This window comes from Rhizobium sp. 2MFCol3.1, from assembly GCF_000377565.1.
Taxonomy (GTDB): Bacteria; Pseudomonadota; Alphaproteobacteria; order Rhizobiales; family Rhizobiaceae; genus Rhizobium.
This window is the reverse complement of the sequence record NZ_KB898360.1, coordinates 34177-51456: the sequence shown is the minus strand read 5'-3', so window position 1 is coordinate 51456 and position 17280 is coordinate 34177. Positions and strand designations below refer to the sequence as shown.

At 62.8% G+C, this 17280-nt stretch carries 18 protein-coding genes; 6 read left to right on the top strand and 12 right to left on the bottom strand.

The annotated features are described in order from the left end of the window. Positions 1 to 201 precede the first annotated feature (201 nt). Positions 202 to 2805: a bifunctional lysylphosphatidylglycerol flippase/synthetase MprF gene (gene mprF, locus D460_RS0116370; RefSeq protein WP_018899657.1), complete on the top strand. Its 2604-nt coding sequence runs from the start codon at positions 202 to 204 to the stop codon at positions 2803 to 2805. After that, positions 2802 to 4184: an AcvB/VirJ family lysyl-phosphatidylglycerol hydrolase gene (locus D460_RS0116365; protein WP_026283227.1), complete on the top strand. Its 1383-nt coding sequence runs from the start codon at positions 2802 to 2804 to the stop codon at positions 4182 to 4184. The genes mprF and D460_RS0116365 overlap by 4 nt, the downstream gene beginning before the upstream one ends. On the opposite strand, the gene D460_RS0116360 is transcribed toward D460_RS0116365, so the two are convergent. The 11 genes from D460_RS0116360 to ruvC all read right to left on the bottom strand — a co-directional run bounded on the left by D460_RS0116360 (position 4181) and on the right by ruvC (position 9547). Continuing rightward, entirely contained in the window at positions 4181 to 4744 is a 564-nt protein-coding gene (locus D460_RS0116360; RefSeq protein ID WP_018899655.1) for a DinB family protein, read from the bottom strand. The two genes, D460_RS0116365 and D460_RS0116360, sit on opposite strands and share 4 nt — an antisense overlap. A 53-nt stretch (positions 4745 to 4797) precedes the next feature. Continuing rightward, on the bottom strand, positions 4798 to 5016 hold the full coding sequence (locus D460_RS0116355) for a DUF2945 domain-containing protein (RefSeq protein ID WP_018899654.1): 219 nt from the start codon (positions 5014 to 5016) through the stop codon (positions 4798 to 4800). Between the two features lie 48 nt (positions 5017 to 5064). Next, positions 5065 to 6105: a Holliday junction branch migration DNA helicase RuvB gene (gene ruvB, locus D460_RS0116350; RefSeq protein ID WP_018899653.1), complete on the bottom strand. Its 1041-nt coding sequence runs from the start codon at positions 6103 to 6105 to the stop codon at positions 5065 to 5067. Continuing rightward, complete coding sequence (locus tag D460_RS0116345) at positions 6102 to 6509, bottom strand: type II toxin-antitoxin system VapC family toxin (protein ID WP_018899652.1); 408 nt, start codon at positions 6507 to 6509, stop codon at positions 6102 to 6104. The genes ruvB and D460_RS0116345 overlap by 4 nt, the downstream gene beginning before the upstream one ends. After that, positions 6506 to 6784: an AbrB/MazE/SpoVT family DNA-binding domain-containing protein gene (locus tag D460_RS0116340; protein ID WP_018899651.1), complete on the bottom strand. Its 279-nt coding sequence runs from the start codon at positions 6782 to 6784 to the stop codon at positions 6506 to 6508. Before D460_RS0116340 ends, D460_RS0116345 begins: the two co-directional genes overlap by 4 nt. Before the next feature lie 132 nt (positions 6785 to 6916). Next, entirely contained in the window at positions 6917 to 7315 is a 399-nt protein-coding gene (locus tag D460_RS0116335) for a PIN domain-containing protein (protein ID WP_018899650.1), read from the bottom strand. Continuing rightward, complete coding sequence (locus tag D460_RS0116330) at positions 7312 to 7614, bottom strand: AbrB/MazE/SpoVT family DNA-binding domain-containing protein (protein ID WP_018899649.1); 303 nt, start codon at positions 7612 to 7614, stop codon at positions 7312 to 7314. The genes D460_RS0116335 and D460_RS0116330 overlap by 4 nt, the downstream gene beginning before the upstream one ends. Positions 7615 to 7673: 59 nt before the next feature. After that, on the bottom strand, positions 7674 to 8291 hold the full coding sequence (ruvA, locus tag D460_RS0116325) for a Holliday junction branch migration protein RuvA (protein ID WP_018899648.1): 618 nt from the start codon (positions 8289 to 8291) through the stop codon (positions 7674 to 7676). A 25-nt stretch (positions 8292 to 8316) separates the two neighbouring features. Continuing rightward, positions 8317 to 8736 (bottom strand): type II toxin-antitoxin system VapC family toxin, encoded by a 420-nt coding sequence (locus D460_RS0116320; protein ID WP_018899647.1) that lies wholly within the window; start codon positions 8734 to 8736, stop codon positions 8317 to 8319. Next, positions 8717 to 8980 (bottom strand): AbrB/MazE/SpoVT family DNA-binding domain-containing protein, encoded by a 264-nt coding sequence (locus D460_RS0116315; RefSeq protein WP_018899646.1) that lies wholly within the window; start codon positions 8978 to 8980, stop codon positions 8717 to 8719. Before D460_RS0116315 ends, D460_RS0116320 begins: the two co-directional genes overlap by 20 nt. Before the next feature lie 54 nt (positions 8981 to 9034). Continuing rightward, a complete protein-coding gene (gene ruvC / locus D460_RS0116310) occupies positions 9035 to 9547 on the bottom strand; it encodes a crossover junction endodeoxyribonuclease RuvC (RefSeq protein WP_018899645.1) in 513 nt (170 codons plus the stop codon). Between the two features lie 243 nt (positions 9548 to 9790). On the opposite strand from ruvC, the gene D460_RS0116305 reads away from it, so the two are divergent. From D460_RS0116305 to D460_RS0116295, 3 genes are all read left to right on the top strand, one after another. Next, a complete protein-coding gene (locus D460_RS0116305; protein WP_018899644.1) occupies positions 9791 to 12103 on the top strand; it encodes a methyl-accepting chemotaxis protein in 2313 nt (770 codons plus the stop codon). Positions 12104 to 12529: 426 nt separating this feature from the next. Then, positions 12530 to 13732: a tetracycline resistance MFS efflux pump gene (locus D460_RS0116300; RefSeq protein WP_026283226.1), complete on the top strand. Its 1203-nt coding sequence runs from the start codon at positions 12530 to 12532 to the stop codon at positions 13730 to 13732. Positions 13733 to 13843: 111 nt separating this feature from the next. Then, complete coding sequence (locus D460_RS0116295; RefSeq protein WP_018899642.1) at positions 13844 to 14722, top strand: aldo/keto reductase family oxidoreductase; 879 nt, start codon at positions 13844 to 13846, stop codon at positions 14720 to 14722. Between the two features lie 63 nt (positions 14723 to 14785). Here D460_RS0116295 and D460_RS0116290 read toward each other — a convergent pair whose 3' ends face one another. Further along, positions 14786 to 15982 (bottom strand): MFS transporter, encoded by a 1197-nt coding sequence (locus D460_RS0116290; RefSeq protein WP_018899641.1) that lies wholly within the window; start codon positions 15980 to 15982, stop codon positions 14786 to 14788. A 260-nt stretch (positions 15983 to 16242) separates the two neighbouring features. Here D460_RS0116290 and D460_RS0116285 point away from each other — a divergent pair, with 260 nt between their 5' ends. Beyond that, on the top strand, positions 16243 to 17238 hold the full coding sequence (locus tag D460_RS0116285; protein WP_018899640.1) for an LLM class flavin-dependent oxidoreductase: 996 nt from the start codon (positions 16243 to 16245) through the stop codon (positions 17236 to 17238). The last annotated feature ends 42 nt before the right edge of the window (positions 17239 to 17280 follow it).

Here is a 17280-nt window from a genome sequence, read left to right as displayed (position 1 = left end):
TTAACCTTACGAAAATACAATATTCAAACCCCTGTCCCCGCGCCAAAAATGCCCCAATTGGGGATGAAGCAGGCGTCGTTAAGCGGCATTGGGGTAGTGTTGGCATGTATTCGCGGGCTTGCGTCCAAGAACTTACATGCAGGTTATGTTAGATGTCCAAGACATGATTCCCGCTAATATGTAGGTTTACGACGGTTCGTAATGTCGAAGCACGCCAATTTGGAAGAGATTGAAGTCATAGAAGAATCCGCCATTTCGCGGTTTTTCAGCCGGTACCGGACGCATCTGACGGCGCTCGCCACGCTGGCCGTGTTCTGCATGGTCGGTTTCGCGATCGAGCAGCTGACGACCGAGGTGCGCTATGACGACGTGGTGCAGGCGCTGGCCGACACCAAGATCAGCTCGATCGTGCTGGCGCTGTTCTTCACGGCGCTGAGCTTCCTCGCGCTGGTGTTCTACGACGTGAACGCTATCGATTACGTCGGCAAAAAGCTGCCGTTCCCGCAGGTCGCGCTGACCGCCTTTGCCGCCTATGCCGTCGGCAACACGGCGGGCTTCGGCGCGCTCAGCGGTGGCGCCATTCGCTACCGCGCCTATTCCAGGCTCGGACTGACGCCGGAGGATATCGGCCGCGTCATCGCTTTCGTCACCATCGCCTTCGGCCTCGGCCTGGCCGGCGTCGGCTCCATCGCGCTTCTGGCGATTGCTGACGAGATCGCGCCGCTCATCGATGTCAGCAGCTGGGTTCTGCGTCTCCTCGGCGGATCGATCGTGCTGGTGTTGGCGGCGGGTGTCGTGCTCGGCCGTGGCGGCCGCGCAGTCAGCATCGGCCGCTTCTCGCTGCGGCTGCCTGATTCCGCCACATGGTCGCGTCAGTTTCTGGTCGCCGCCTTCGATATCGCGGCGTCCGCCACCGTTCTCTATGTGCTCCTGCCGCAGACGGCGATCAGCTGGCCGGTGTTTCTCGCTGTCTACGCGATTGCCGTCGGTCTCGGCGTGCTCAGCCATGTGCCGGCGGGTCTCGGCGTGTTCGAAACCGTCATCATCGCGGCGCTCGGCAGTGCTGTTAATATCGACGCAGTGCTCGGCTCGCTGGTGCTCTACCGCCTTATCTACCACGTCGTTCCGCTGCTGCTTGCTGTTCTCGCGGTCTCGGCGACAGAGCTTCGCCGCTTTGCCGACCATCCCGTCGCTTCAGGCTTCCGCCGGATCGGCATCCGGCTTATGCCGCAGCTCCTTTCGGCGCTATCGCTGCTGCTCGGCGTCATGCTGATCTTTTCGAGCGTCACGCCGACGCCGGATTCCAATCTGGAGTTCCTCTCCAACTATCTGCCGCTGCCGATCGTGGAAGGCGCGCACTTCCTTGCGAGCCTTGCCGGGCTGGCGCTCGTGGTCGCCGCGCGCGGTCTTGGCCAGAAGCTCGACGGCGCATGGTGGATCACCATCTTCTCGGCCGCCGCAGCACTGATGCTGTCGCTGCTGAAGGCCGTGGCGCTGGTCGAAGCCGCGTTCCTCGCCTTCCTGATCTTCGGTCTCTTCGTCAGCCGGCGCCTGTTCCGTCGCCGCGCCTCGCTGCTCAACCAGACGCTGACGGCATCCTGGCTGACCGCGATCGCCGTCGTCTGCGTCGGCGCCGTGGTCATCCTGCTCTTCGTCTATCGCGACGTCGATTACAGCAACGAGCTGTGGTGGCAGTTCGAATTCGCCGACGAGGCGCCGCGGGGTCTGCGCGCCGTGCTAGGGATCACCATCATCTCGACCGCCATCGCCGTCTTCAGCCTGCTGCGGCCGGCGACGACCCGGCTTGAGCCGGCAACGGACGAGGCGCTGGAGCGCGCCGTCGATATCGTCGAGAAGCAGCGCTACGCCGACGCCAATCTGGTGCGCATGGGCGACAAGAGCGTGATGTTCTCCGACAAGGGCGACGCTTTCATCATGTATGGCCGCCAGGGGCGCTCGTGGATCGCGCTGTTCGATCCGATCGGCGACCGCAGCGCCATGCCGGAACTCGTGTGGCGCTTCGTCGAGACGGCGCGCGCCGCCGGTTGCCGTGCGGTGTTCTACCAGATCTCGCCGGCGCTGCTTTCGCATTGCGCCGATGCGGGCCTTAGGGCCTTCAAGCTCGGCGAACTTGCCGTCTCCGACCTTTCGACCTTCGAGATGAAGGGCGGCAAGTGGGCGAACCTGCGCCAGACCGCGAGCCGCGCCCAGCGCGACGGGTTGAGCTTCGAGGTGATCGCGGCGGAAGACGTGCCTGCTGTGATGGACGAGCTGGCGGCGGTTTCTGACGCATGGCTTGCCGACCACAACGCCAAGGAGAAGGGCTTTTCGCTTGGTGCGTTCACGCCCGACTACATCCTGGCTCAGCCGGTCGGCATCCTGAAGCTCGAGGGCAAGATCGTTGCCTTCGCAAACATTCTGATCACCGGCGCCAAGGATGAGGGGACGATCGACCTGATGCGCTTCTCGCCGGATGCGCCGAAGGGCTCCATGGACTTCCTGTTCGTGCAGATCATGGAATATCTGCGCGCCGAAGGCTTCTCGCACTTCAACCTCGGCATGGCCCCGCTTTCTGGCATGTCGAAGCGCGAAACGGCACCTGTGTGGGATCGCATCGGCAGCACCGTGTTCGAGCACGGCGAGCGCTTCTACAACTTCAAGGGCCTGAGGGCCTTCAAATCCAAGTTTCACCCTCAATGGCATCCGCGCTATCTTGCGGTGTCCGGAGGAGGCAATCCGATGATCGCTTTGATGGACGCGACACTCCTGATCGGCGGCGGATTGAAAGGGGTCGTGAGGAAATGATGAAAAGACACATTCTGGCCGCCGCCTGTGCGCTGGCGCTCTCCATTCCCGCCGCACATGCGGCCGACGAGACGACGCAGGAGTTCGAGACCGGGCTCATCCCGTCGCCGCACATCTTCCTGCCTGACGGCGACGTCAAGGGCGCCGTGATGCTGATCTCGGACGCTGGCGGCTGGGGCGACAAGGAGAAGACGGAAGCCGATCGTCTGGTGGGTGAGGGAGCCGTGGTGATCGGCGTCGACTTCCCATCCTATATCGATGCTCTGCGTAAATACGATGTCAGCGACAATGACGGCTGCATCTATCTGGTCTCCGATATCGAGTCGCTCAGCCAGCAGGTGCAGCGCGCCGCCGGCAACAGCCCATACCATCTACCGATCGTGGCCGGTATCGGCGAGGGTGGGGCGCTGGCGCTGGCAATCGCCGCGCAGACGCCGGATGCGACCATCGGCCAGACACTGGCGATCGATCCGCTGGCCGGTATCCCGCTGACGCAGCAGCTCTGCACGCCGGCCAAGAAGAAGACGGTCGGTGACCGGATGATCTATGGCCTTAGCGACATCGCGCTGCCCGATCCCATCATCGCCGCCTTCACGCCCAATGCCGACAAGGATGGGCGCGCGCATGCGGATGAGCTGAAGAAGGCGCATTCCGACATCGACATTCGCGACTCCCAGGATGATGCGCAGACGACGCTTAGCAGCACGCTTGACGACCTGATCGCCGCATCCGGCAATGCCGACAATCCGCTCGGGCTGCCGCTGACGATCCTCGACGCCAAGCCCGCCTTCGACACGATGGCGATCATCTATTCCGGCGATGGCGGCTGGCGCGATATCGACAAGGAAGTGGGTGCGGCGCTGCAGAAGCAGGGTATTCCCGTCGTTGGCGTGGATTCGCTGCATTACTTCTGGTCCGAACGCCAGCCACAAGAAACGGCGGACGATCTCGGCAAGATCATCGAGCTCTACCGCAAGCAGTGGAAGGTCAAGCATGTTCTCTTGGTCGGCTATTCTTTCGGCGCCGACGTCGTGCCGGCCGCCTTCTCACGGCTGAAGCCGGCGGCAAAGAGCGCCGTCGCGCAGATCTCGCTGCTGTCGCTGTCGCACGAGGTGGATTACCAGATCTCCGTCATGGGCTGGCTCGGCGCCAAGACCGAAGGCGCCGGCGGCGACCCGGTGGCCGATCTGAAGGCCGTTGATCCGAAGATCGTGCAATGCGTCTACGGCAAGGAAGACGACGACGAGGTAGCCTGCCCTGATCTGAAGGACAGCGGCGTCGATGTCATCGCGCTCGCCGGCGACCATCACTTCGACGAAAACTACGCGCTGCTCAGCAAGACGATCATCGACGGGCTGAAGGCGCGGCTGCAGGATTAGTCCATAATCCGTACTTCGCTCCATCCGAGGGCGGCGATCTCGTCGCCCCGGAACCTGGCATCGTCGGCTACGATGAATTCATCGAGTTGCGGCGGCCTCACGCCGGTGCCCGCCAGCATGGCATGCGCCTGGCCGCGATGATGCGTCTGGTGCTGGAAGAGATGGTTGAGCACATCCTCCATCCGCTCCCGCTGGATACGTTCGCCGCGATGGATCTCGACGGTCGAGACCAGCTTCTGCGGCGAGAGCGCTTCGGCGAGCGTCACCAATCTTGCATCGACGGCCTTCTGCTCGGCGGCAAGGCTTGCGATATCCGGGCAGGGCTCCTCGACCGCCCAGGCCTGCGGCCCCAGTGTGCCACCCTCCAGCGCATCGACATAGAACCAGTCCACCGTCAGGATATGATTCAGTGTCGCCTTGATCGACGGGAAGAAGCTGACGCGCGGCGCTTCGAACTCGCCGGGCTGCAGCAGCGCGCAGGCCATGTGCAGGCGATGGTTGGCGAGCGCGTTGTTATAGGCGAGCTTGCGGAAGGATCGGATGGGGTCAAAATCAGTCACGGCATGTCCTCCTCTTTGCGGCGGCTGGATCATGCAGGCGCTTCAGGCCGCCGTCAGCCGGATTTCTTCAGCTCGGAATGGCTTTTCAGCACCTTGCCGCCGTCTTCCTGCTCGATCAGATAGGCCGGCTCCTCGGTGTTCGCCTTCCGCTTGATGACCGCACCTTCGATCGTACGCTCGACGTCGTCGGTGAAGCTCTCTTTGATCTTGCCGGTCCCGGTTCCCTTGCCCCATTTCCATTCGACATCAGTGCCGATGCGGTACTTGCGCATGACGATCTCCTTTCGAGATGCCAATGCGCGAAGCGGGGTAGGGGTTCCTCAATCGTCCTGCTGGAACAGGCGGAACTGGGCGGCTTCGAGATCCTTGGGCGGCTGCATGCCGAGATGCTTCCACGCGGTGGCCGTCAGTACGCGGCCGCGCGGGGTGCGCTGGATGAAGCCTTGCTGGATCATGTAGGGCTCGATGATATCCTCGATCGCGTCGCGCGGCTCGGACAGCCCGGCCGCGATCGTCTCGATGCCGACGGGGCCGCCGCCGAAATTCACCGCGATCATGTTGAGATAGCGCTTGTCGAGCTGGTCGAGGCCGAGATTGTCGACCAGCAGCCGGGTCAGCGCTTCGTCGGCGATCTCGCGGGTGACGGCCTCGGCTCTCGCGACCTCGGCGAAATCACGCACGCGGCGCAGCAGGCGGCCGGCGATACGCGGGGTGCCGCGGGCGCGGCGGGCGATCTCACGGGCGCCTTCGTCCGTCATCGGCAGGTTCATCAGCCGCGCGCCGCGGCGCACGATCAACTCCAGTTCGTCGACGGTGTAAAAGGAGAGCCGCACCGGGATGCCGAAGCGGTCGCGCAGCGGTGTCGTCAGAAGGCCGAGACGGGTGGTGGCGGCGACCAGCGTGAACTTCGACAGGTCGATCTTCACCGAGCGCGCGGCCGGGCCTTCGCCGATGATGAGATCGAGCTGGAAGTCCTCCATGGCAGGATAGAGGATTTCCTCGACGGCGGGGCTGAGGCGATGGATTTCGTCGATGAAGAGCACGTCGCGCTCCTCGAGATTGGTGAGCAGCGCCGCGAGATCACCGGCCTTGGCGATAACAGGGCCGGATGTCGAGCGGAAATTGACGCCGAGCTCCTTGGCCATGATCTGCGCCAGCGTCGTCTTGCCGAGGCCGGGCGGCCCGACGAAGAGAACGTGATCAAGCGCCTCGCCACGGTTCTTCGCCGCCTCAATGAAGATCTTGAGATTGGCGCGAGCCTCGGCCTGGCCGGTGAACTCGTCGAGCGATTGCGGCCGCAGCGTCGCGTCGAAGTCCTCTCCACGTTTTTCCGGGGTGATGAGGCGGGCGGTGTCGGTCATGCGAGAAGTTCCATTCCGGGAATTTTGCGGGCGGCCTTGCGGTCGAAGGTAAAGGTTTTGGCGCAGCCGTCGAGCCGGTTCATTTCACTGAGCAGCACATCGGCGAAATCGACGTTGGCGGTTCTGCAGAGATAGACGGCATTGCCCACGGCTTCATAAGCGGCCACCTCGAATTCTCGTCGTTCGAGGACTGCCTGGATGAAATCGAGAATACGCTCTCTCGGATAGCGATACATGCGGTTCAACACCCAATAGGCTTCGAGAACGACGGAGACATTGACGAAGAGCACGTCGTCCTGCCCCAGCCGGCCCAGGAGAGCCGCCACGGCATCGGCTTGCCTGGCGTCATCGGCCATGGCGACGCGCAAGAGCACGTTCGTGTCGATGCCGAAGCGCTCATTCATTCGCGCTCGCTCTTTCCAATCGCATTTTCGTAGCGCTCGACGGCGGCGTCCATTATCGCCTCATCGATGCCCTCCTGAGACAGCGGCGCATCAACCGGCGGCTTGCCGAGGATGCCTGCAAGCTCGCTGAGCGGTTTGTTGCGGGGGACCATGATCAGTTCACCGTTTCGGACCCAAGCATAGCATTTGTCGCCGGCTTTGACGTTCAGCTGATCGCGCAGATCCTTGGGGATCGTCATTTGTCCCTTGGATGTGATCGTGATGTTGAAGCCCATGGTCTCGCTCTGTCGCTCCGCCTTACGTTTGCATAATAGTAAGGCGTGACCGCCCTGGCAATTGCGCTTACCGCGACAGTTCCTTGAGGTCTCCATCACGTTTTTCCGGGGTGATGAGGCGAGCGGTGTCGGTCATGCGAGAAGTTCCATTCCGGGAATTTTGCGGGCGGCCTTGCGGTCGAAGGTAAAGGTTTTGGCGCAGCCCGCATTCGCAGCGGCCCAGACGACAAGATAATCCGCGATATCGGCGATCGGTCGGGATGCGTCGACGGTCAAAAGCTTCAACTCCTCCGAATGCTCGATAACGATTTCATCTGCTTGCGCAAGCTGCGCCAATACGTTGGCGATCTCGGGCTTGGAGTAACCAAGGCGTCGGTTGAGCAACCAGATGGTTTCCGCGAGCACGACTGCGCTCACATATGCCGGGTCGTCAGTGGTCCGCTCGGACATGAACTGCCGGGCGATCGCGCCTTGGGTCGGTTCATCATCGAGAAGAAACCGCAGCAGGATGTTCGTGTCGATCCCGATCATTTACGGCCTTCGTGCCATTCCCGTTGAATACGCTCCTCATCCTCTACAACCGCGTCCATGATGGCTTCATCGATGTCCTCCGAGCTCAAGCTCCTGCCATTGGGAGGCTTGCCGAGAATTCCTGCAAAATCCATCAGCCGCTTCGTTGCCGACATCGATGTGCGTTTCGGTGTTGCCAATAGCTTGCCGTCTTCAACCGTCAGGTAAAATTCGGTGCCCGGCGCGATGTCCAGTTTCTCCTGAATTCCCTTTGGGATCGTAAGCTGTCCTTTCGAACTCAATTTTGTCAAAGCGCTCATCGTTGAAGCCTCTTTCGGTCGAGTGCATCAATAGTAGTTCCAAACCGGCTTCCAGCCAATCACCGCGACAGCTCCTTCAACCCCAGCCGGATCAGCTTGGCGCTGTCAGCGCCTTCTCCCGCCGTCTTCATCGCGGCGGCAACCGCGTTGGCGGCCTGGTCTCTGCTGTAGCCGAGGTTGGTGAGGGCCGAGACGGCGTCGGCGACAGGGGCGGAGGCGACGCCTTCGCCGAGTTCCTGTTTCAGGCCAATATTGGCGGATGCCTCACCGGCGAAGGCGGGGGCCTTGTTCTTCAGTTCGGTGACGATGCGGACGGCAACCTTGGGGCCGACGCCGTTGGCGCGGGAGATCGATGTCTTGTCCTGCAGGGCGATGGCATTGGCGAGTTCGCCCGGCGTCAGGGTTGAAAGCACTGCGAGCGCCACCTTGGCGCCGACGCCCTGGACGCTCTGCAGCAGGTTGAACCATTCACGCTCGAGCGCGCTCATGAAGCCGAAGAGCTTCAATTGGTCTTCGCGCACATAGGTCTCGATAAAGAGAATGCAGGCTTCGCCCACCGAGCCGATGCGCGACAGGGTGCGCGCCGAGCAATGGGCCACGTAGCAGACGCCGTGCACGTCGACGAGCACATAGTCGTCGCCGATTTCGTCGATGGTGCCTTTGAGCTTGCCGATCATGTTTGGTGGTCCGCCGGTTAAGAGTTCAGATGGGGTGGGTTTCGGGCGTGATAAGGTCGAGCGCCGGGAAGTAGGCTCGGTAGCGCCCGGGATCGCGGGTGAGTAGGCGATGGGAGCGAACGAACGCATGGGCGCCGATCAGGAAATCGGGGAGTGTGCGTTCGCGCGCGCCGCCGGCGCGGCGGTAGGCGATGTGGGCCAGTCCGGCCTGATAGGCTGCAGGAAAGGGTACCGCTTCGCGCACCAGATTGAGACGCGCCAGCATGAACATGAGCTGATCCTCGCTCGGCGCCATGCTTGACAATTCAGCCCAGACGATCGGTGTGAGAATGAACTGCGCTTGCGGGCGCAGCCTCAAGATCATCTCCGACGACCACTCCTTGAATTGCGTTTCCGGCCCAAAAACGTCGATGAAAACGTTGGTATCAACGAGGACCGAGGTCATCGCGCGGCCCCCTCAGCCATTCCATATATTCATCCGTGGTCATGCCGAGCGTGTCGAATGTACCGGACACACTTTTCAGCCACGTCGCGAATTCTTCGTCCGATGTGGATTTACCTTCGGCGACGACCACAAGCCGAGCGCCTTTCTCGTCTGCGACAAAATCCACCTCCGACCCCGGGCCGATGTTCAATCGGTCGCGGATCTCCTTGGGGATCGTCACCTGGCCTTTTTCGGTTACACGCATGGTAATACCTCTCGGGTATTACTTACCACGAAACGAGAACAAGTCAAGAACAAGCTAGCCGGCAAGCGCGGCCATGCGCATGCGAGCGCCGCCGCGGTTGTGGGCGTGGCAGATGGCGATGGCGAGTGCGTCGGCGGCGTCGTCGCCCTTGAACTCGGCCTTCGGCATCAGGATCTTCAGCATCATGTGGATCTGCTTCTTCTCGGCGTGGCCGACGCCGATGACAGCCTTCTTCACTGCGTTCGGTGCGTATTCCGAGACGTGCAGGCCGGCGCGAGCGGGAACGAGCATGGCGATGCCTCGGGCCTGGCCAAGCTTCAGCGTGGCGACGGCGTCCTTGTTGACGAAGGTCTCCTCGACGGCGGCTTCATCGGGCTGATGCACGTGGACGACGTCGGCAAGGCCGTCATGCAGCTGGCAAAGGCGCGAGGCGAGGTCCATGTCGCCATCGGACGTGACCGTACCGGAGGCGACGAAGCGCAACGAATTGCCGAGCGTCTCGATGACGCCCCAGCCGGTGCGGCGCAGGCCGGGGTCGATGCCGATGATACGAATCGCGCTTTGCATGCGGTAATCCTATTGCAGATCAGCGATAACTGCCATCGATATGTGAACAAAACAAAAACATGCCATCGTTTTTGATGGACCATATTTACGGGAATTTAAATTCCCTCGGTAACTTATGATCCACAAGAGATGAGAGGAGCCAGCTTTCTTGAGCGAAGGCTTCCCGTGTTCTGTTTTCAGGCCTGCCTGTGGGGCGCCAGCCCCGTCGGTATCAGCTGTTCCGGAAGGGGTTCGAGTTTTTTCATGGTTCAGAGATTCCAGTCGCTGTCCTTCAAGGTCATTGCTACTTTCATTCTGCTGACGGCGCTTTCCATCGCCGCCATCAACTGTCTCGCCTATTTCGCCAGCAGCCGCATTTCCGGCGAGCAGGCGCTGAAGGCCAAGGAGAGCGTGCTGATCTTTCGCGGCGACATGCTGCATGATCAGCTGGCGCAGCTGGAAAATCAGGCCAATTCGATCGCCCGCATCGAGGCGCTGCAGATGTCGATCACCAGCCTGAAGAGCGGCTGGAAGACGATCGAGAAGACCTCGGGCGATGTGCGCGCCGAGCTCAAGAAGGTGTTCATCACCGACAATCCAAACCCGGCCGGCGAGCGCGAGAAGCTGGTGAAGCCGGATGCGCCGAGCGGCTTTTATTATTCCAACCATGAGAAAACCCAAGGCGAAGTCGCGCGCGATCTGCAGAATACGCCGTTCAGCGACCTCCTGATCGCCGATCTCGATGGCTTCGTGCTCTATTCCTACAAGAAGAACGACGATTTCGCCGAAAACCTGAAGTCGGATGCGTGGAAATCGACCGGCGCCGGTCTGGCGTTTGCCAAGGCGATCGAAAACACCGCCAAGGCGACCGACGATGGCGCGCCCGCCGGTTTCTCCGGCCTGCGGGTAGACGCGAACAGTGCATCGGCGATCTTCTATGCCGTGCCTATCGTCAAGCTCGGCCAGCCGAAGGGCGTGATGCTGTTTAAGGTGCGCGACGATGTCGTCGCCAGCATCCTCTCCAAGGGTATCGTTGCCGGCAGCACGGCGCAGGCGGCGATCGTTTCCGAGGATGGGTCGGCCGTCACGGTCAACGAAGCCGGCCGGCTGGCGACGCTTGATACCGCGCCCTTCACCTTCCTGAAGGACGCGTTTGCCAATCCCGCGATGTCGGTCAACGATTTCAGCCGCGCCGATGGCGCCGCGCGGGCCTATGTGAAGCCCGTTGACTATGAGGGTGCGCGCTATCTGGTGGTCGAGAGCATGCGTCTCAGCGAGATCAATGCCGGATCGCTCGAAATCGCGATGCTGTTGACGATGATCGGCTGCGGCGTGCTCGTGGTCATGGCTATCGCGACCGGGATCATCACCAAGATGTTGTTTTCGCCGCTCGCCAAGCTTGCGGGCGTCACCCGCGCGGTGGCCGATGGCGATCTTGAGGTCGAGATCGGCAGCCAGAACCGCCACGACGAGATCGGCACTATGGCCAAGGCGCTTGCGCGCTTCAAGCAGTCGCTCATCGACAGCCGCACGCTGGAAGCGGCAAGCGCGGAGACGCGCGAACGCGCCGACCGCGACCGACAGCAACACATGGCCGAGCGCGAGGCGGAGGCGAAGACGTTGCAGGAAGTGGTCGAGGCGATCGACGAAGGGCTGCTGCATCTGGCGAACGGCGATCTCGCCTATCAGATCGACCGGCGCTTCCCGAACGAGCTCGAGGGGCTGCGCCACAATTTCAATCAGGCGCTGGCAACGCTCAGCGACACGATGACGGCGATCGGCGGCAATTCGGCGGCGGTGCGTTCGGGCTCGGAAGAGATGCGCGCCGGTTCGGACGATCTTGCCGGCCGCACCGAGCGGCAGGCGGCGTCGATCACCGAGACGGCGAGCGCCATCGACGCGATCACCCAGTCGGTCCGCTCGCAGCTTGCGCGCGCCGAAGAGGCCGAGCGGATCGCCCGCGACGCCAAGCGCGAGACATCGGGCTCCGGCCAGATCATGCGCGATACGATCGCAGCGATGGAGGCGATCCAGTCTTCGTCGCGTCAGATCAATTCGATCATCTCGGTCATCGATTCCATCGCCTTCCAGACCAACCTTCTCGCGCTGAATGCCGGCGTCGAGGCGGCGCGCGCCGGGGAAGCCGGCAAGGGATTTGCGGTCGTTGCCCACGAAGTGCGCGAGCTTGCCCAGCGCTCGTCGGGTGCTGCCAAGGAGATCTCGCATCTCCTGCAGAAATCCACGCATGAGGTCGAGGCCGGCGTGTCGCTGGTCGAGCGGGCCGGCGTGGCGCTGACGGGGATCGGCGGTCATGTCGAGGCGATCAACGGCCAGATCAGCGAGATCATGGACGCCACCCGCGAGGAGGCGGAGACGCTGCGCCAGATCAATACGGCGGTTGCCGAGCTTGATCAGATGACGCAGCAGAACGCGGCGATGGTTGAAGAAAGCACGGCCGCCATCCATCTGCTCGCCACCGAAGCGGTCGAGATGGATCGCCAGCTCGCCAATTTCACGCTGGCGCAGGGTGAGCATCAGCACAGCGCCGAAGTGCATGTGCTGCGGCGGCGTGGATAAGACACGCATCGAGGCCGCCGCTTCTCATGGTTGAAGCGGCGGTGCCGGACCTGCGTATGCTCAAGGGTCGGCTGCGGGCGATATCAGCGCTATCGCGAATGTTCTTCTCCAGTCAGCCAGCCGTCCGGCTGAAGCCAACAGCACGCCACTTGCCGCCAGCGCGCGATTGGCGTAAATAAGCGCATCGCGAAAAGCGACCGCTTTCCTTGATCCGCTCAGTGGCGGAGTAAAACAGGTGGACGAATTGTCGTCCATGCGGTCAAGCACACGCCATCCATGCCGCCTCAGGCATCGATCGGCCAGCGTTCCCAAACATCATCGCCTGCATCGCCAGGCCCTATCGTGAGCCATCGGCGCCGCGTGCGTTCGTGCGCTCGCGTTCGATCGGAACACGCCATGCCTACACAATCCATGACCACGCCATCTGTGACTAGACCACTTCTCGTCATCTTCACTGCCATCGTTCTCGATGCCGTCGGCATCGGGCTTATCTTTCCCATTCTTCCCGCACTGCTCAAGGACGTCACCCACGCCGACAACGTCGCCTCCACCATCGGCATCATGACCGCGCTTTACGCGGCCATGCAATTCATCTTTGCCCCTGTACTCGGCTCGCTGAGCGACCTGCTCGGCCGGCGGCCGGTGCTTTTGATCTCGCTTGGCGGTGCGGCCATCAATTATCTGTTCCTCGCCTTCGCACCCAGCCTCTGGATGCTGCTTCTCGGCCGCGCCATCGCCGGGCTCACCAGCGCCAATGTCTCCGTCGCGTCGGCCTATATCACCGACATATCGCCGGAGGACAAACGCGCCCGCCGCTTCGGCCTCATCAATGCGATGTTCGGGGCCGGCTTCATTGTCGGCCCGGTGCTCGGCGGCGCGCTGGGCGATTACTGGCTGCGGCTACCCTTCATCGCGGCGGCGGTGCTGAATGGCTGCAACCTGCTTCTCGCTTTCCTCATGCTGCCGGAATCGCGCAAGCCCAGCCGGGAGAAGGTCGATCTCGCGGCACTGAACCCGCTGCGGCCGCTTCATTGGCTCTTTTCCATGAAGAGCCTGCTGCCCATCGTCGTCATCTTCTTCATCTTCAGCGCCACGGGCGAGGTCTACGGCACCTGCTGGGCGCTCTGGGGCGCGGACAGTTTCCAGTGGAACGGTCTCTGGGTCGGCCTCTCGCTCGGCGCCTTCGGTGTCTGCCAGACGCTCGCCCAGGCCTTCCTTCCGGGGCCCGCCGTCAAGCTGCTCGGCGAACGCAGCGCCATCCTCACCGGTGTCGCCAGCGCCTGTCTCTCGCTCGTCGTCATGGCGTTTGCCACGCGGGGATGGATGATCTTTGCGATCATGCCGCTCTTCGCGCTCGGCGGCATCGGCGTTCCGGCGTTGCAATCGCTGGCGACGCGGCAGGTCGACGAGAGCCAGCAGGGGCGGTTTCAGGGCGTATTGTCCTCGGCGGTGAGCCTTGCCTCGATCGTCACGCCGCTCGGTTTCTCCAGCGTCTATTTTCTGGTCAGGGCGCAATGGCCGGGCGCGATCTGGTTGTCCGTCATCGTCGTCTACGCGGTCAGCGTGCCGCTTGTCTGCGGATTGCGGTTCGGCAAGCCTGAGGCTGCCCCCGTTCCGGCTTCGACATGAGCGGATGCCAAGTCACTGTCCGAGATTCCGAACAGCCCGTGCGGATTGTCTTGGCTTATCGATGGAACCAGACTGACCTATTTCTCGTCTTGATCGAAACGGAGAAAGATCATGTCCAATCTTGAAAAGTCTGGAACATTCAAACTCGGCAACCGCATCGTCAAACGGCTCGGCTATGGGGCCATGCAGCTCGCCGGCAAGGGCGTCTTCGGGCCGCCGAGGGATCGCGCGGAAGCGGTGGCGGTGCTGCGTGAGGCCGTCGAGAGCGGTGTCGATCATATCGACACTAGCGATTTCTACGGCCCGCACGTCACCAACCAGATCATCAAGGAAGCGCTGCATCCCTATAAAGACGACCTCGTGATCGTCACCAAGATCGGGGCGGTGCGTGGGGCGGATGCGTCCTGGAACCCTGCCTTTTCGAAGGAGGCGCTGACGCAGGCTATCCACGACAACCTCAAGAACCTCGGCCTCGATGCGATCGAGGTGGTCAACCTGCGCGCCATGTTCGATGTGCACGGCCCGGCCGAGGGCTCGCTGGAAGAGCCGCTCACCGTACTGGCGGATCTGCAGCGCCAGGGCCTCGTCAAGCATATCGGCCTTTCCAACGTCACAGCTAGGCAGATCGCAGACGGGCGCAAGATCACCGAGATCGTCTGCGTGCAGAACCAGTACAATCTCGCCCATCGCGAGGACGATGCGCTGATCGAAAAGCTTGCGAGCGAGGGGACGGCCTATGTGCCCTTCTTCCCGCTCGGCGGCTTCTCGCCGCTGCAGTCCTCGACGCTGTCGGATGTTGCGACCGAGCTGGGTGCCTCGCCGTTGCAGGTGGCGCTGGCCTGGCTGCTGCAGCGCGCGCCGAACATCCTGCTGATCCCCGGCACCTCGTCGCGCGGGCATCTGCGGGAAAACCTCGCGGTCGCCGATCTCGTGCTGCCCGCCGATGCCGTCGCCAAGCTTGACGGTATCGGATCGGCGAAGGCTGGTTGATCTCTCGACCACAACAGGCTCATGCCGGCGTTGGCGCCGGCATGAGCGGGGTCGGTCGGGTCATTATCCCTCGGGCAGCGCCGCGCGGGCCGTTCTGCGGCGCAGGGCGGTGGCGATCAGCAATCCGAAGGTGGCGGTGGTGCCGCCGACTAGGAAGATGCTGTCATAGCCGGCCCGGTCGGCGAGGAGACCGGCAAGCGGTCCCGTCAGCCCGTAAGACGCATCCTGGAATGCCGAGAAGCCGCCGAGCGCCGTTCCGCGCAGATGCGGCGCGACGAGATGGACGACCTCGCGGCCCATGGCCGGAAAGATCATCGAGCAGCCGAGGCCGGTCATGAAGGCGCCGATCAGCGCGACGCTGGGGTCGCCGGCGCTCCAGATCAAAGTCTGGCCGACCGCCTCGACGGCAAGCGACACCATGGCCACGGCAAGTCCGCCAAACCGATCCGGCAGGTGGCCGAAGAGAATGCGCACCATGACGAAGCCGACGCCGAAGGCCGTCAGACCGAGGCCGGCGAACGCCCAGCCTTTGCTCTGGAAGTAGAGCGTGAAGAATGCGCCGATCGCGGCAAAGCCGATGCCCTGCAGGCAGATGACCGCGCCATGCAGCCAGATGCGGCCGATCACGCTGAGGAGGGGAGGGCGCTGCTGTGCGGCGTGCACCGGAACTGCTGGAACCCTGCTGATGGCGATAAGCCCGAGCAGGGGCAGGATCGCGCCGACCGCCATGGTTCCGGCAAAGCCGAGATGGGCGAGCAGCAGCAGGCCGATGGGGCCGCCGACGGCCAGCGCGCCATAGATGGCGGCGCCGACGAGGGCGAGCACCTTGCCGGAGCGCTGCGGCCCGACGATGCCGATACCCCAAGAGATGATACCGACCGCGACGAGACTTTCGCCAAGCCCGAGCAGCAGCCGCCCGGCAATGAGCACAAGATAAGCGGCGGACGGCATTTGCGACAGCAGGCCCGAGATCAGTGACACCAGCGCACCAACCACGTAGAGCGCAAGCCCGCGCTGCACGGCAACCTTGGTGCCACGCTGGTCGCTCATTCCGCCGGCATAGCCGCGGCTGACGATGGTCGAGAGGAATGCAATGCCGACGCCGAGGCCAGCCCACATGTTTCCAAGCTTGAGCGTGCCGGTGACGTAAACAGGGATCACGGGAAGCGCGATCGCGATGCAGAGATAGGAGATGAAGAGGATCGCTGCCAGCAGATACAGCCGGCGCTGCTGCGGATCACGAAAAGTCTGGAAAGCCACGGTAACCTCCTGGCTATTCCTCGTCCAACGGGCACAAAAAAACGCACTCCGACCGACGAGGATCGATAAGTGCGTTGCTTGACGTTAGACGCTTACGACCGGTCAGCCGGTATGAGGCATGCTTAGACAACCGCCGGCGGGCTGTCAATGCGAGCGCTGCCTCTCCGTGTTGCGGTCGGTGTTTTTCGCCTGCGGCCCTTTGGGGCGCTCATCCAAGCACCTACATAGGGTGTCCAATCCAACCACCGACAGGCCGCGCCATGGTTCCCTTCTCGATCCTCGATCTCTCACCGGTTGCCGAAGGCAGCACCATCAGGCAGTCGCTGGAGAGTTCGGCGCGGATGGCGCAGCGGGCCGAAGCGTTCGGCTATAACCGCTTCTGGCTGGCCGAACACCACGGCATGCCGGGGATCGCCAGTGCCGCCACCGCCGTGGTCATCGGGCATGTCGGGGCGGCGACGAAAAGGATCAGGATCGGATCGGGCGGCATCATGCTGCCAAACCATTCGCCGCTCGTGATTGCCGAGCAGTTCGGCACGCTGGAGGCGCTGTTTCCGGGGCGCGTCGATCTTGGGCTCGGGCGGGCGCCGGGCACCGACATGCGCACGGCGCAGGCACTGAGGCGCAATCTCGATGCCAGCAGCTTCCCCAACGATGTCGTCGAATTGCAGCAGCTGCTCGGCGCGCCGGTCGAAAACCAGGCGATCCTCTCCGTGCCTGGGATGAACAGCAACGTGCCGATCTGGCTGCTCGGCTCCAGTCTCTACAGCGCGCAGCTCGCCGGCATGCTCGGCCTTCCCTATGCGTTCGCCTCGCACTTCGCGCCGGATTCGCTGATGGAGGCGCTCGATATCTATCGCGACCGGTTCCAGCCATCCGCCGTGCTCGACAAGCCCTATGCGATGGTCGGCGTCATGGGATCGGTGGCGGAGACCGACGAGGAGGCCGCGTATCATTTCACCTCGGCGCAGCAGCAGTTCGTGAACCTGCGCCGCAACGTGCGCGGCCAGTTCCCAAGGCCGCTCCAGGATATGGAGAGCTTCTGGTCGCCGATGGAGAAGATGACGGTCGAGCATACGCTGCGCTACGCCGTGGTCGGGTCACCGAAGACGGCTGAGGCGAAGCTCGCGGAATTCCTGCGCGACACGCAGGCCGACGAGCTGATCATCTCGATGCCGATCCACGATATCGAGGCGCGGCTGAAGTCGGTCGAGTTGTTCGCGGGGCTCAACACGTTGATGCAGGCTGCTGCCTGACGGCAGCAACCGGGATGCAGGTCGCCGCCTGAGGGCGGTGGT

Coding starts and splice junctions, on each gene's coding strand:
- D460_RS0116285 (WP_018899640.1), top strand. CDS start 16,243: ATGGTTCCCTTCTCGATCCTCGATCTCTCACCGGTTGCCGAAGGCAGC.
- ruvC (WP_018899645.1), bottom strand. CDS start 9,547: ATGCAAAGCGCGATTCGTATCATCGGCATCGACCCCGGCCTGCGCCGC.
- D460_RS0116335 (WP_018899650.1), bottom strand. CDS start 7,315: ATGATCGGGATCGACACGAACATCCTGCTGCGGTTTCTTCTCGATGAT.
- mprF (WP_018899657.1), top strand. CDS start 202: ATGTCGAAGCACGCCAATTTGGAAGAGATTGAAGTCATAGAAGAATCC.
- D460_RS0116295 (WP_018899642.1), top strand. CDS start 13,844: ATGTCCAATCTTGAAAAGTCTGGAACATTCAAACTCGGCAACCGCATC.
- D460_RS0116345 (WP_018899652.1), bottom strand. CDS start 6,509: ATGAATGAGCGCTTCGGCATCGACACGAACGTGCTCTTGCGCGTCGCC.
- D460_RS0116340 (WP_018899651.1), bottom strand. CDS start 6,784: ATGGGCTTCAACATCACGATCACATCCAAGGGACAAATGACGATCCCC.
- D460_RS0116330 (WP_018899649.1), bottom strand. CDS start 7,614: ATGAGCGCTTTGACAAAATTGAGTTCGAAAGGACAGCTTACGATCCCA.
- D460_RS0116365 (WP_026283227.1), top strand. CDS start 2,802: ATGATGAAAAGACACATTCTGGCCGCCGCCTGTGCGCTGGCGCTCTCC.
- ruvA (WP_018899648.1), bottom strand. CDS start 8,291: ATGATCGGCAAGCTCAAAGGCACCATCGACGAAATCGGCGACGACTAT.
- ruvB (WP_018899653.1), bottom strand. CDS start 6,105: ATGACCGACACCGCCCGCCTCATCACCCCGGAAAAACGTGGAGAGGAC.
- D460_RS0116315 (WP_018899646.1), bottom strand. CDS start 8,980: ATGCGTGTAACCGAAAAAGGCCAGGTGACGATCCCCAAGGAGATCCGC.
- D460_RS0116320 (WP_018899647.1), bottom strand. CDS start 8,736: ATGACCTCGGTCCTCGTTGATACCAACGTTTTCATCGACGTTTTTGGG.
- D460_RS0116305 (WP_018899644.1), top strand. CDS start 9,791: ATGGTTCAGAGATTCCAGTCGCTGTCCTTCAAGGTCATTGCTACTTTC.
- D460_RS0116355 (WP_018899654.1), bottom strand. CDS start 5,016: ATGCGCAAGTACCGCATCGGCACTGATGTCGAATGGAAATGGGGCAAG.